We start from the raw sequence: 13,996 nt of genomic DNA on the forward strand, positions 1-13,996 counted from the left end.
CTCCGAGGTATTTTAGAACAGAAGAAGTGTCATGAGACCTGAGACAGAAACGGAACTGGCCGAGATCGTGGCCGGGTTGCAGGGGCCGGTGCGTATTGCAGGTGGCGGGACGCGCGGGGTGGATGGCCCGGGGGCGGTTTTGAATGTGGATGGGTTGCGTGGGATATCGCTCTATGAACCCGGCGCGTTGACTTTGGTTGCGCAAGCGGGAACCCCGGTGGCTGAGATTGACGCCGCGTTAGAGGCCGAAGGCCAGCAACTGGCGTTTGAGCCTGTGGATTACCGCGCGCTGCTGGGCAACTCGGGTGAGCCGACGATTGGCGGGGTTGTTGCCGCCAACATCTCTGGGCCACGGCGGGTTCAGGCCGGGGCGTGTCGGGATTTTCTGCTGGGCGTGCGCTACGTCGACGGGCAAGGGCAGGTCGTAAAGAATGGCGGGCGGGTGATGAAGAATGTCACCGGCTATGACCTGGTCAAGCTGATGGCAGGCTCCTGGGGGACGCTGGGAGTGCTGACCGAAGTGTCGTTGAAAGTGTTGCCGAAACCCGAAGCGGTCGTGACCCTGGGTGTGCCGGTTGCCCATGCCACGGGTGCGGTTGAGGTTCTGTCTGCCGCATTGCGGTCGCCTTATGAGGTGAGCGGGGCTGCGTTTGCCCCTGAAACGGGTCAGGCCTTGCTGCGGATTGAGGGGTTTGCGGACTCGGTTGCGTATCGTGTCGGACGGTTGCAGGACGTGCTGTCCGGGTTTGGCGAGGTCGCCGTTGTTGAGGACTCAGATGCCACATGGCGCGCGATCCGGGACGTGACCCCATTCGCGGGGAAAGAGGGCGATGTCTGGCGTATCTCGGTCAAGCCCAGCGATGCGCCGGAAATCACTGCGCGGCTTGAGGCCAATAAACTCCTGCTCGATTGGGGCGGCGGTTTGATCTGGGCGTTGGTCGATGAGGGCACCGATGTCCGCGCGCGTCTTGGCGGTTTTCAGGGCCACGCCTCGATCGTGCGGGCGAAACCCGAGACCGTTCAGGCGCTGGGCCGGTTCCAACCGGAACCCGCACCGGTTGCAGCCTTGAGCCAAGGTTTGCGGCAGCGGTTCGACCCAAAAGCTCTGTTTAATCCGGGATTGATGGGGTAGGCCGATGCAGACGACTTTCACCGAAGAACAGCTGCAAGACCCGGCGATCCAGCGCTCGAACGAGATCCTGCGCAGCTGTGTTCATTGCGGGTTTTGCACCGCCACTTGCCCCACCTATCAAGTGCTGGGCGATGAGTTGGACAGCCCACGCGGCCGTATCTACCTGATCAAGGATATGCTCGAGAATGAGCGTGTACCTGACGAGAAGACGGTCAAGCATATCGACCGGTGCCTATCCTGTCTGGCTTGCATGACGACCTGCCCGTCGGGCGTTCACTACATGCATCTGGTCGATCACGCGCGCGAGTATATTGAGAACACCTACAAGCGCCCATTGTCGGATCGTGTTCTGCGCTGGGTTCTGGCGCAGATCTTGCCCTATCCGATGCGATTTCGCTGGGCCTTGATCGGGGCCAAGCTGGGCCGTCCGTTCCGGTTCTTGATGCCGGATGCCCGGCTGCGAGCGATGCTGGATATGGCGCCGAAACATATCCCTCCGGTCAGTCGCAATGACGACCCGCAGAGCTTTGCGCCCAAAACGCCGCGCAAAATGCGTGTGGCTTTGATGACGGGCTGTGCGCAAAAGGCTCTGAACACCGATATCAACGACGCCACGATCCGCCTGCTGACCCGGTTGGGGTGCGAGGTGGTGGTGGCCGAAGGGGCCGGATGCTGCGGCGCGCTGACCCATCACATGGGCAAAAGCAAGCAGAGCCACGCGGCGGCAGCAAGCAATATCCGTGCTTGGGTGCATGAGATGGATGGGGACGGCCTGGACGCCATCGTCATCAACACCTCAGGCTGTGGGACGACGGTCAAGGACTATGGGCACATGTTCCGAAATGACCCTCTGGCGCAGGACGCGGCACGGGTGTCGGCCCTTGCAATGGATATCAGTGAGGTCTTGATGCAATTGGACTTGCCCGAACAGTCGGATCAAGGGCTGACCGTGGCCTATCACGCGGCTTGCTCCCTGCAGCATGGGCAGCAGATCAAGACCTACCCGAAGGAGCTGCTGAAAAGCGCTGGCTTCAAGGTTGTTGAACCCGCTGACAGCCATCTGTGTTGCGGCAGTGCCGGCACGTATAACCTTATGCAGCCCGAGATCTCGGGCCAGCTGAAGCAGCGTAAGGTGCGAACGCTTGAGGCGAAAAAGCCCGACCTGATTGCGGCGGGGAATATCGGCTGCATGATGCAGATCGGATCGGGAACCGAGCTGCCGATCGTCCATACGGTCGAGCTGCTGGATTGGGCCACCGGAGGTCCGAAGCCTAGCGGTTTGCAGGCGGGTGGTGCGAATTCCGAGATACCTATATTGCGCTAGGCAGCGATGATGCGCCTTGGCATCAGTTGAACGGGAAATTTCCGCCAATCCGACCTGCCCTATTTTCGCCCAACGCAGCCCGTAGAACAGTTGACCGGAACGGATAGCCGGAGAACCGCGTGCGCAACTGGATCAAGGCCATCGTGCTGAGTGTGCTGCCTATGGCTGCCTCGGCGCAGGATACCGGGCTGAAAAGCCTTGAGACGTCGGATTCCGGGCGGCAATGGATGGCCGTGGGGCGGCTGGATATTGATGGCACCGGGTTTTGCACCGGCGCGCTGATCTCGCCCACGCTGGTGCTGACCGCTGCGCATTGCCTGTTCGAAAAACACACCAAGACGCGAATCGACCCATCGCGGATCGAGTTTCTGGCGGGTTGGCGACGTGGGAGCGCTTCGGCTTATCGTCCTGCGCGGCAGGCCGTGATTCATCCGAAATATGTATACAATGGCAGGGCCACCAGCGACCGTGTCCGCTATGATCTGGCGTTGATTGAGCTCTGGCAGCCGGTTCGAAACACCACCGTTATTCCTTTTGAGACCGGCGCGCGCCCCGACCAAGGCGAGCAGGTGGGTGTGGTGTCTTACGCGCATGACCGGGCCGAGGCCCCGTCGCTGCAGCAGGTTTGCTCGGTCATGGCCGGGCATCGGGGCGTTTTGGTAATGTCCTGCGATGTCGATTTCGGGGCCTCTGGCGCGCCGATTTTCTCGCTGAGCGGTGAGCGTCCGCGTATCGTGTCTGTGGTGTCGGCCAAAGCCGAGCTTAACGGGGAAAACGTATCGCTGGGCACCGCGCTGGATGGATCGCTGCAGCTGCTTCAGGCGGAACTGTCCAATGGAAATGGGTTTGGCCTGTCTTCGGGCAGCACCGGGTCTGGCAAGAATGTCGGAGCAAGGTTTATCCGACCATGATGCGCGCCTTTGCCTGTTTGTTACTTTGCGTCTCTTTGGTGGCCACGGCGGCGCAGGCCCAGAGCAATAAACGCACGCTGACGGATCGCGATGACCTTTACGGGTGGGAGGCGATCGGCCGGCTTGATGTGGGCAAACGGTCCTTCTGCACAGGAACGCTGATTGCGCAGGATATGGTGCTGACAGCCGCCCATTGCGCCTTGGATAAACGCACCAGACAGGCCTATGAGCCGGGCGAAGTGACGTTCCGCGCCGGGCTGAGCAATGGCGTTGCTCTGGCCGAGCGCAAGGTGGTGCAGATTGCCACGCTTCCAAGCTATGGGGCCAATGACCCTCTGTCGTCTCAGGGTGTCCGCGAAGACGTGGCGCTGATGCGGCTGGATGAGCCGATCCCCTATTTGATTGCCGATCCGTTCGTCCTGTATAAGGGGCCCGTCATCGGATCGGAGCTCAGTATCGCCTCTTACGGGCGAGGCCGGTCCGAGGCCATAACGCGCGAAAAATCCTGTCGAATCCTGGATCGGCGAGACGGGCTAATCACCTTTGATTGCGACGTCACCTTTGGCTCATCAGGGTCGGCCGTTCTGACCAAAAACGGGTCGCGCTGGCAGATTTTGTCGGTTGTCTCCGCTATTGGCGAGAGGGGGGGACGCAAGATCGGCTTCGGGATGGAACTGTCTCCGGTCGTCTCTGAACTCAAGGCGATCATCCGGCGCGATGCACCCCGGCCCGAAGCCAAGATCCGCAGATTGCAGGTGGGTTCGGGCAAGTCCGGATCGGGCGCGAAATTCATCAGCTCGGGCGGGGGTTGAACTTACCCATATCGCTACCCATGTGGTTTGTATCGGATCGCCACAACGGGGTCCGGTATCACCCGAGGCCCGTCCAGAATGGAGGGCTGAACATCGTAAATCGCTCAAAGATGAGGATAACGACACATGCGTACATTTGATTTTGCACCGCTGCACCGCGCCACCATTGGTTTCGACCAGATCGCCGACATGATGGACCGCGTTCTGACCAACGACGTGGCACAGCCCAGCTATCCCCCATATAACATCGAAAAAACCGACGCCGACACCTATCGGATTTCCGTTGCTGTCGCCGGTTTTTCCGAAGAAGACCTGTCCGTCGAAGTGAAGGAAAACGCACTGATCGTGGCTGGCAAGAAAGCCGCCGAGGACAAGGACCGCAGCTATCTGCACCGCGGTATCGCCACCCGCGCGTTTGAGCGCCGCTTTGCTCTGGCCGACCACGTCCGCGTGACAGGTGCCAGCCATGAGAACGGCATGCTGAACATTGACCTCAAACGCGAAGTGCCCGAAGCGCTGAAACCGCGCCGGATCCAGATTTCCTCGGGCAAGGCCATCGAAAAAGATGTGGTTGATGCCAAGGCCGTGAACTGACGCGCCTTAAGTTCCTGCGGCGGTCTCCTCCTCCCTGACCGCCGCAACACCCGCCCCGCGTTCCTCCAGACGCGGGGCGTTGTTTTTTGGCGCTACCCAAGGGCTCCCTTCCCTGATCAACCACGTGGCTTTCCTGTTCCGATCCGCCTATAAGTGAATGAAAAGACCAAGAGCAGTCAGAGGTCATGCATGACCCTATTGGGCATCACATGTCAGAAGGATGACGGGCCGTTTCTAGTGGAATGGCTGGCCCATCACCTTGCGGCAGGCGTCGACCGGTTTCTGGTGCTGAGCCACGATTGCTCGGATGGGTCGGATGCGTTGTTGCAGGCGCTGGCCCAGGACGCGCGGATTGAGCATCTTCCCTTCACCCCTAAGGGCAACAAGGCCGTGCAATGGCAGGCGTTGAAATACGCCTCGGATCATCCGGCTTACGCTTCGGTCGACTGGGCGCTGTTTTTCGACTGTGATGAGTTTCTTTGTCTGCGGGAGGCTTCGCTGCTCGATCTACTGACCCGGTTCGAGGCAGCATCAGGGTCCTTTGACGCTCTTGCCCTGCCATGGCGGTTCTTTGGCGCAGGTGGTCAGTTGAAGCGTGAAAGCGGGTTAACGCCCGAGAGGTTCAGGCAAGCCGCGCCCGAGGACCTGCATTTTCCGCTCGGCCACCTGTTCAAAACGCTCCACCGTCCGGCGGCGTTTCAAAAGCTGGGGGTGCATCGGCCCCGCAGTAGACCGTCAAAACCCGCGCGCTGGATCGGCCCGGATGGGGCAGACCTGCCCGCGGGTTTCGCGGGAAATGATGGTGCGATTTCGCTCTATGGTCTAGCTATGGGCGCGCGTCAGGTCTGGTTGAACCACTATGCCCTGCGCTCGCGCGAAGAGTTCATGGTTAAACGCGCCCGCGGTTTGCCGAACCACATGGATCGCGAGATCGGGATGACCTATTGGGCTGAACGCAATTGGAATACGGTCGAAGAGACAAGCATTTCCGCAATGATGAATGCGACCCGGGCTGTTTATGCCGACCTGATGGACCTGCCCGGTGTAGCCGCCGCGCATGAGGTCTGCCTGAACTGGCACCGTGCCAGCTATGCGGCCCTGCAGCAAGATATCGAGGCCGTGCGGCTGGAGTTCCGCCTAGGGCTCGTCGACAGCATCCCGCCCTCCGCTCAAGAGGGGGCTGCGTTTGTTTGCCGACAGGTCTCGCTTTTGTCGAAGGCGGCTGAGTGATGGGGCTGATCGAACGGCGGCTTGCAGGTCAAGATTTGGGTGTCGCGATCCTGCTCGATGCGGTTGTGCATCAGGATGGTGGCGCGCAGGTCGTCACGTTGTTCTTTGATCGTTTGATCGCGGCTGAGGAAGTCATCCCCCCTGAGGGCAGCGTAGCTGAGGAGGCAGGCGCCGTGGGCGACGCGCGCATCCTGCGATATCGCTTGCCGCAGGATGCCCACCCTCGATTTACGATCTGCGGGGAGGCCTTTGATCTGACCTGCGCGCCCTCCGAATGCGGGCTGTTTGAGGGGCAGAACGCCTTCATCGCCCAACGCAACGGCGAAAGCGCTGAGATCGTGTTGCAGTGGCTGGCCTACCACATCGAAACGCAGGGGCTTGAGGCGGCGGTGGTCCTCGACCGCGCCCCTCCCGGTGCCGAGGATGGGTTTGCCGCCGCGCTTCGCGAGGGTCTGGAGAGCCATGCCTTGCCCTGTCAGGTGGTTATGGTCCAAAGCCCTGTGCCGCTGGGCAAACCCGACCTGCCGCCTGAAGCGCACCCGTTTTGCGTTAGCGAGTCTCCGGGCAAGGACCGGATGAAGGTCCCGCCCTCCAGCCCATGGAACAGCCCGCTTGGCGCGTTTTCGGTCTATGAAATCATGCGCATACGGTTTCTGGCGCAGGCGCGCGCCGTGGCAAATATCGACGTGCATGACCTTATGGTCGAAACAGATACATCCGTCTTCGACGCAGCCGCTACAGCCGAGGGCGGGTTGATCACGCTGTTCGGGCGGCATTGCTATCCGTGGCGCGTGCGTGCGGGCCAAAAGGCGCATTTCGGCGATCATATCTGCGTGCAATTCGATGCGACGGGCGGTCGGCAGCGCTGGTGCATCGCGCCAGCCAAATCCGCTCCAGATGCGGTCTGGCGGCTGGTCAGGGTCGGAAATGCGCGCCCGGATTCGACCCTAACTATGGGGTTCTACCGTCACATGCTGTTGCGGCACCCAACACGCTCGATCTCAAAAATCGTGCCCAAGACCTCTCTGATCGAACATGAGCCGCTGTTGCAATTGTCCGCCACGACCTGGGGGCACAAACCGGTGCGGATGCCTGAGTTGGCGGTCACGTCAAAGGAAACAGGGCGCGGGCGATGTGCCATCGTGACCACGATGAAGAACGAAGGCCCGTTCATTCTGGAATGGCTCGCTTATCATCGGGCCATCGGGTTCGATGATTTCCTGATCTACACCAATGACTGCACCGACGGCACCGATACGATGCTGGAGATGCTGCAAAGCAAGAGCCTGGTTCAGCATCGCGACAACCCGTTCCGGCAGATGGATATGCGTCCGCAGCACGCGGCCCTGCATTCCGCGGATGATGAGCAGATCGTAAAAGACGCGACGTGGGTCGCCTGCATTGATGTGGACGAATACGTGAACATCAAATGCGGCGACGGTACTCTGGATGCGCTGTTTGCCGCTGTACCTGACGCCAACATGATCGCAATGACCTGGCGGTTGTTCGGCAATGGCGATCTGCACGGGTTCGAGGACCGGCCCATTATCGAACAGTTCCAGCGCTGCGCCCCCGAATATGCCCGCAAGCCGCATCAGGCCTGGGGGTTCAAGACGCTGTTCCGCAATATCGGCCTGTTCCGAAAGCTGGGCGTGCATCGCCCCAAGGGCCTCAATCCGCAATTGTGGGAGGAGATCAACTGGGTCAACGGATCCGGCGCGCCGATGCCACGCTCGATGTTTCGCAATGGCTGGCGGTCCACGATCAACACCTATGGCTATGATCTGGTGCAACTGAACCACTATGCCGTCCGCTCGGCCGAGAGCTTTCTGGTCAAGCGCGACCGGGGCCGGGTGAACCATGTCGAGCGGGATCAGGGCCTCGCCTACTGGTTCCGTATGAATAACAACTACGCCGAGGATCATTCCATCGCGCGGATGGTGCCTGCAATGCGGGCCGAGCTGGATCGTCTGCTCAGCGATCCCGAGATCGCCGCCGCACATGCCCATTCCGTAGACCGCCACCGCGCCAAGATCGCGGAGTTGAAAGCCACGCCGAACTACGCCGCTTTCTACGCGGAATTGACAGGCGCGCGCCTTGAAAAGCTTTCGCGCCTGCACCGGCATTTCGGGGCGAACGTGTTCCTCAAAGGCCCCTCATCCATTCCGGATGACGTGCTGGAGCGTGACCCCGACAAGGATTGGTTCTTCACCGTCGATCATGACGGGGAAACCCAGCATTAGAGCCTAAAGCGCGGCTTTCAGCCCGTTGACCAGCTCATCCATTTCCGGATCCAGCTTCATTGAGGCTGCTTTGCGCCGGTGCCATTCGACCGCCCGCGCATGCAGATCGCCCAGCACCGGGTCCGATTTCAACTCATCCGCCAGCTTGTTGCTTTGGGGTGCATAGCGCTCGATCGAGGTGTCTTTCTCGTCGTTGAGGTTGAACCTGTCCCAGTATTCCATGCCCAGCACGTGATGGCTGTGGTTCGCTCGTCCGCGCGCGCGTTTGATAAGAAAACTCTCCATCGAGCGCAGCGCATAGTGGTTGACCTGCGCGTGGGTAAACAGGGGCGGGTTCTCGGTGCGGACGCCATCTACGACGTAGTCCGCGCCGCCGGGCAGAACACGTTTCGTGTCCGAGACATGCTCATCCAAAGACACCGGCGCATGCAGGCCCATCCGCTTGAATTTATGCTGGTTGGTGTAAAGGGACTTGACGAACTTACCAGTTTTGGGTCGTTCCTCTGCGTCCCATTCAAGCTCGCCCATGGTGAATTGTTGGGTGACGGGCGCGTCGTCGAACCGCTCGATATGGTCCGGGCCGAAGACCCGCCAAGGGACCGAAATCACATCTGCATCCGCACCGGATCCTTCGACCAGCGCACGGGCCGAGCCGTCGCCCATATGGATATTCAGGTACTCATCCACATCGCAGACGAAGACCCATTTGGCATCCATCACGATGTCATAGCGGCGCGAGGCCTGCCGCAGGGCCGAACGGTGAATGCCGCCGCCGCGAATGATCGTGTTATGCTGAGTGACCAGCCCCATCTCTTGCAGCCGCAGAAGGATTTCGACGGTAGGGTCGGTGCAGTCATTCGTGCAGACCAGAATGTGGTCAAAGCCCAGCGTCTTGTAATGCGCCACCCAATCGATGATGTATGGGCCTTCGTTTTTCATCGTGGAGACGACTGTATAAGTCTCGTTGCTCATGACTGTCTGCTCGCTTGCCCGCCTAGGCGCCTGGTTCTTGTCTGTGCGGCGCGAAGGATGCAACAAGGTCACGCCCGGCCAACTATTCACGCTTGCTGCGTAATCTGGCGGTACCCAAGCGCGGTGCAAGACCTTAGGATCAAGAAAACGACGCGTGTGCCAAAAATAAACGTAGGCTCAAGGATACGCAGATGGCACGCACGCGCGGGGTCGGCACTTTGTAGATCGGTGGCCCGCTCAGTTGGTTTGAACAGCTGTTCTTCTCCGGCAGCACCAGGCTGCGATCTCACCGCGAAGCACGGTCGATAAGTCCGTTGTCCCGTGGGAGACGCGCTATAAAACCGTGTGGGATCGGGACTTCTCTGGCCCATATGGCGATGCCGCGCAGGTCAGTCAGGCCGCACGACGGGTGTCGATCCTTTATGACCCTTATGAGCCGCTGGATGCCGGTCACGCGGCGCGGTTCACGAATACCAACGTCTCGCATCTGCGCGCGCCGCTACTGGGGCATCGGTTGGGGTCGTCTCTGCTGCAGATGGGTATCCTGCACCCGATCATTCTGGGGGCGTTGAACGGAACCCTGACCGAGGCCGAGTTCTACACCCTTCTGCGCGCCCGAAGACAATTCCCGCGCTATCAGCGAGAGCTCTTCAATCGCGCGGTCAAGAAAGGGCACAAGGACCTCGCCCGCCGCCTTGGCGTGCATATTCTGAAACAAAACCCCAATCGGGCCGTGCGGCTGGGGTTGAAGGAACTGGGTTAAACGAGGCCGCTAGGCGCGTTTTTCGCCGATGGTCGCAACGCCAAGAACCTCCAGAACCTTGGCTTCGATCTGTTCGGCATTCATGCCCGCCACCGCGTACATGTCCGCGGGACTGGCCTGATCAATGAAGATGTCGGGCAAGACCATCGAGCGGTATTTGAACCCGCGATCAAACACGCCTTCGTCTGCCAGAAGCTGCGCAACATGGCTGCCGAACCCGCCAATGGCGCCTTCTTCGATGGTGATCATCGCCTCGTGGTTTTCGACCAGATCGAGGATCAGATCACGGTCCAGCGGCTTGGCAAAGCGCGCGTCCGCAATGGTCGGAGTGATGCCGCGCGCCGACAAGGCCTCGGCCGCTTTTTGAACCTCGGCCAGACGGGTGCCGAAGGACAACAAAGCCACGCGCGCACCTTTCTGAATCAGCCGGCCCTTGCCGATTTCCAGAACCTCGCCCCGTTCGGGCAGGTCAACGCCAACGCCCTCTCCCCGGGGATAGCGGAACGCAATCGGGCCGTCATCATGGGCTGCGGCGGTGGCCACCATATGCATCAGCTCGGCCTCATCCGCGGCGGCCATGACGACCATGCCGGGCAGATTGGCCATATAGGCAATGTCGAAAGACCCGGCATGGGTGGCCCCATCCGCGCCAACAAGCCCGGCACGGTCGATGGCAAAGCGCACCGGTAAGCGCTGGATCGCCACGTCATGCACAACCTGATCATAGCCGCGCTGCAGGAAGGTCGAATACATCGCGCAGAAGGGCTTCATCCCACCCGCAGCCAGCGCGGCGCAGAAGGTCACGCCATGCTGCTCTGCAATCGCTACGTCAAAACAGCGCGAGGGGTAGCGTTCCGCAAACAGGTTCAGCCCGGTACCATCGGGCATGGCGGCAGTGACCGCTACGATCTTGTCATCCCGTGCGGCCTCTTCCACCAGTGTTTTGCCAAAGACCGAGGTATAGGACGGCGCGTTTGAGGGCGCTTTCTTCTGTTCCCCCGTGACCACATCGAACTTGCCGGTCGCGTGGCCTTTGTCGCGGGCCTGCTCGGCCGGGGCGTAGCCTTTGCCCTTTTTGGTCAACACATGGATCAGGATCGGCCCCGTCGCCCGTGCCTTGACGGTGCGTAGAACCGGCAGCAACTGGTCCATGTCATGCCCGTCAATCGGGCCGAGATAGGAGAACCCGAGCTCTTCGAACAAGGTCCCGCCAACGGCCATCCCTTTGAGCATCTCTTTCGCGCGTTTGGCTCCTTCGCGGAACGGCTCGGGCAGCAGAGAGACCGCGCCTTTGGCGGCGGCCTTCAGCTCGTGAAACGGTTCCTCGGCGTAGATGCGTGACAGGTAGGTCGACAGCGCCCCCACGGGTGGCGCGATGCTCATTTCATTGTCGTTCAGGATCACGATCAGGCGCTTTCGCAGGTGGCCTGCGTTGTTCATCGCCTCAAACGCCATGCCCGCAGACATCGAGCCATCGCCGATCACCGCTATCGCATCACCCAGCCCCTCGGGCGTTACGCCACCCAGATCGCGTGCGACGGCAAAGCCCAATGCGGCACTAATCGAGGTGCTGGAATGCGCCGCGCCAAACGGGTCATAGGGGCTTTCACTGCGCTTGGTGAAGCCGCTGAGGCCATCTTTCATGCGCAAGGTGCGGATACGGTCGCGGCGCTCGGTCAGGATCTTGTGCGGATAGCACTGATGCCCCACATCCCAGATGATCTTGTCGCGCGGTGTGTCGAAGACCGCATGCAACGCCGTCGTCAGCTCAACCACACCAAGGCCTGCGCCCAGATGCCCGCCGGTGACCGAAACGGCCGAGATCGTCTCGGCCCGCAATTCCTGCGCCACCTGATGCAGTTGCGCGTCCGAGAACTGCTTCAGATCCGCAGGGCGGTTCACGAGGTCCAGCAGTGGCGTATTCGGACGGTCAGACATTTGGCGCGTTCCTGGCTTAGCTGTCCCGGGCAATAACGAAGCGAGCAGCGTCCTTCAAGGTTTCAGCCTTTGCCCCATATCCATCCAGCGCGGCGCAGGCTTCGCCTACCAGCTCAGCTGCACGGGCCTTGGCTGCATCCAGTCCCAGAAGCGAAACAAAGGTTGCTTTGCCCGCATCCGCGTCTTTCTGCAGCCGTTTTCCGGCCTTTTCGGCGTCACCCTCGATATCCAAGATGTCATCGGCGATTTGAAAAGCAAGCCCAAGGGCTTGGGCATATTGGCGCAACGGGGTCGGATCGGCTTGCGCCAACCGAGCGCCCGCACAGGCGGACCAGTCGATCAACGCCCCGGTCTTGCCCGCTTGCAGCCGTGTGATTTCATCCAGCGACAACGGGGCAGAGGCCGTTTCAGCCGCGATATCCAGCGCTTGACCCAGAACCATACCCTGCGCCCCACTTGCCTTGGCCAGAGTCATCGCCAGTTCGGCGCGAATCTCGGGCTTGCCGACGTCAGGCCGCGTGCAAAGCTCAAACGCCAGGGTCTGCAAAGCATCCCCGGCCAGAACGGCGGTGCCTTCGTCCCATTTTACATGGACCGTCGGGCGCCCTCGTCGCAGGTCATCATCATCCATGCAGGGCAGGTCATCATGGACGAGGGAATAGGCGTGCAACGCCTCAATCGCTGTCGCGGGCCAGATTGCCTGAGCAGCCTCAACGCCATGCAGGCGCGCGCTTTCCAGTACCAGAAACCCCCGCAGACGCTTTCCGCCTTCGGTGGCGTAGGCCATGGCCCGCGTCACATCCAGATCGTCAAGTTCCCCCAGAACCAGGTCAAAATGGCTCTGAACCCGCGCCGCATCCTGCGCCAGCCTGTCGCGAAACATTTACTGACCTTCGACTGGAGTCGTCCCGGTTGGCTGCCCGCTGGCGTCCAGTGTGATGGCGGCGACCTTCTCTTCAGCGCGCTTCAACTCATCTTCACAGCGCTTTTTCAAAGCCGCGCCGCGCTCATAGAGGGCAATCGACTGATCCAGCGCCACATCACCGCGTTCCAATTGGCCGACTACGGCCTCAAGCTCTTTCATTGCCTGTTCAAACGTCATCTGCTCAACGGGGGTATCGGTCATCGTGCTGCCTTCATCAGTTCTTCCACATGGGCGTGTGTCGCCTCGGCCAATGCGTTCAGATCATACCCGCCTTCCAGAGTCGAGACGATACGGCCCTCACAAACTTCATCGGCGATCTTGCAAAGCTCGGCGGTGATCCAGGCGAAATCTCGTGTGGACCAGTTGAGATTGGCCAGTGGATCGTCCTGATGGGCATCAAACCCGGCCGAGATAATGATTAGTTCGGGCTTAAAGGCTCTCAGGCGCGGGAAGGCCTGCGCCTCATAGGCTGCGCGCATCTCAGCCCCACCGCTTGCGGGTGGCAGGGGGATGTTCAGAACCGTATCATAGGCCCCGGTTTCATCGGGGCGACCGGAGCCGGGCCACAAGGGCATCTGCTGGCTGGTGATCACGAGCGCGCGTTTCTCGTCCCATAGCAGGTCCTGCGTGCCATTGCCGTGATGCACATCGAAATCCACCACCGCAACACGGGCCAGCCCGTGATGATCCAGCGCATGTTTGGCACCCAAAGCGGCATTGCCGAACAGGCAAAACCCCATCGCCTTGTCGGTCTCTGCGTGATGCCCCGGAGGCCGAATGGCGCAGAATGCATTCGGAACCTCGCCAGACAGCACCAAATCCACCGCCCGAACAACGGCCCCAGCGCCGCGATACGCGGCATCGACCGAGCCCGGAGACATAAAGGTATCCCCATCAATCTGCGTAAACCCTTCGGCAGGCTGCGCGGCCCGGATATCGCGGATATAATCCTCAGGGTGAACCCGCAGCAAATCGTCATCCGCCACCATCGGAGCGGTCCTGCGGTCCAGATCCAAAGCCTCCAGCGCGTGCAGAATATGCTCCAGCCGCGCCACCCGCTCAGGGTGACCATCCGGGGTCACATGGCCCAGACAATCTGCATGGGTCAACAAGGCCGTCTTCATCGGGATCCCCTCTTCATCTGGCTAAAAA

13 protein-coding genes are annotated in these 13,996 nt (G+C 60.7%); 8 read left to right on the forward strand and 5 right to left on the reverse strand.

The window, feature by feature from the left end:
• The first annotated feature begins 31 nt into the window (after positions 1-31).
• From J7394_RS06275 to J7394_RS06305, 7 genes are all read left to right on the forward strand, one after another.
• A complete protein-coding gene (locus J7394_RS06275) occupies positions 32-1,132 on the forward strand; it encodes an FAD-binding protein (RefSeq protein WP_209251677.1) in 1,101 nt (366 codons plus the stop codon).
• Between the two features lie 4 nt (positions 1,133-1,136).
• Positions 1,137-2,456, forward strand: a complete 1,320-nt coding sequence (glcF, locus tag J7394_RS06280; RefSeq protein WP_209251679.1) for a glycolate oxidase subunit GlcF — start codon at positions 1,137-1,139, stop codon at positions 2,454-2,456.
• Positions 2,457-2,575: 119 nt separating this feature from the next.
• Entirely contained in the window at positions 2,576-3,367 is a 792-nt protein-coding gene (locus J7394_RS06285; protein ID WP_371811960.1) for a serine protease, read from the forward strand.
• Positions 3,364-4,179, forward strand: coding sequence for a serine protease (locus tag J7394_RS06290; protein ID WP_209251681.1), 816 nt, complete (start codon positions 3,364-3,366; stop codon positions 4,177-4,179). Before J7394_RS06285 ends, J7394_RS06290 begins: the two co-directional genes overlap by 4 nt.
• A gap of 126 nt (positions 4,180-4,305) precedes the next feature.
• Positions 4,306-4,773, forward strand: coding sequence for an Hsp20 family protein (locus J7394_RS06295; RefSeq protein WP_170459373.1), 468 nt, complete (start codon positions 4,306-4,308; stop codon positions 4,771-4,773).
• Positions 4,774-4,962: 189 nt separating this feature from the next.
• Entirely contained in the window at positions 4,963-6,003 is a 1,041-nt protein-coding gene (locus J7394_RS06300; protein ID WP_209251683.1) for a glycosyltransferase family 2 protein, read from the forward strand.
• Positions 6,003-8,246, forward strand: a complete 2,244-nt coding sequence (locus J7394_RS06305) for a glycosyltransferase family 2 protein (RefSeq protein ID WP_209251685.1) — start codon at positions 6,003-6,005, stop codon at positions 8,244-8,246. The genes J7394_RS06300 and J7394_RS06305 overlap by 1 nt, the downstream gene beginning before the upstream one ends.
• A 3-nt stretch (positions 8,247-8,249) precedes the next feature.
• Here J7394_RS06305 and J7394_RS06310 read toward each other — a convergent pair whose 3' ends face one another.
• Positions 8,250-9,218 carry a glycosyltransferase family 2 protein gene (locus J7394_RS06310; RefSeq protein ID WP_209251686.1) on the reverse strand — a complete coding sequence of 323 codons (969 nt, stop codon included), beginning with the start codon at positions 9,216-9,218 and terminating at the stop codon, positions 8,250-8,252.
• A 343-nt stretch (positions 9,219-9,561) separates the two neighbouring features.
• Between J7394_RS06310 and J7394_RS06315 the strand changes: the two genes are divergently transcribed.
• Positions 9,562-9,981 (forward strand): hypothetical protein, encoded by a 420-nt coding sequence (locus J7394_RS06315; RefSeq protein WP_247748095.1) that lies wholly within the window; start codon positions 9,562-9,564, stop codon positions 9,979-9,981.
• A 9-nt stretch (positions 9,982-9,990) separates the two neighbouring features.
• Here J7394_RS06315 and dxs read toward each other — a convergent pair whose 3' ends face one another.
• Genes dxs through J7394_RS06335 form a run of 4 tightly spaced genes read right to left on the reverse strand, consistent with a single transcriptional unit; the run spans position 9,991 to position 13,968 of the window.
• Entirely contained in the window at positions 9,991-11,919 is a 1,929-nt protein-coding gene (dxs, locus tag J7394_RS06320; protein ID WP_209251687.1) for a 1-deoxy-D-xylulose-5-phosphate synthase, read from the reverse strand.
• A 16-nt stretch (positions 11,920-11,935) separates the two neighbouring features.
• Positions 11,936-12,802: a polyprenyl synthetase family protein gene (locus J7394_RS06325; protein WP_209251688.1), complete on the reverse strand. Its 867-nt coding sequence runs from the start codon at positions 12,800-12,802 to the stop codon at positions 11,936-11,938.
• Complete coding sequence (locus tag J7394_RS06330; protein WP_170484940.1) at positions 12,803-13,045, reverse strand: exodeoxyribonuclease VII small subunit; 243 nt, start codon at positions 13,043-13,045, stop codon at positions 12,803-12,805. It abuts the gene before it with no gap.
• Positions 13,042-13,968, reverse strand: a complete 927-nt coding sequence (locus tag J7394_RS06335; RefSeq protein ID WP_209251689.1) for a histone deacetylase family protein — start codon at positions 13,966-13,968, stop codon at positions 13,042-13,044. Before J7394_RS06335 ends, J7394_RS06330 begins: the two co-directional genes overlap by 4 nt.
• Positions 13,969-13,996 lie beyond the last annotated feature (28 nt).

This window comes from Ruegeria sp. R13_0, from assembly GCF_017743995.1.
Taxonomy (GTDB): domain Bacteria; phylum Pseudomonadota; class Alphaproteobacteria; order Rhodobacterales; family Rhodobacteraceae; genus Ruegeria.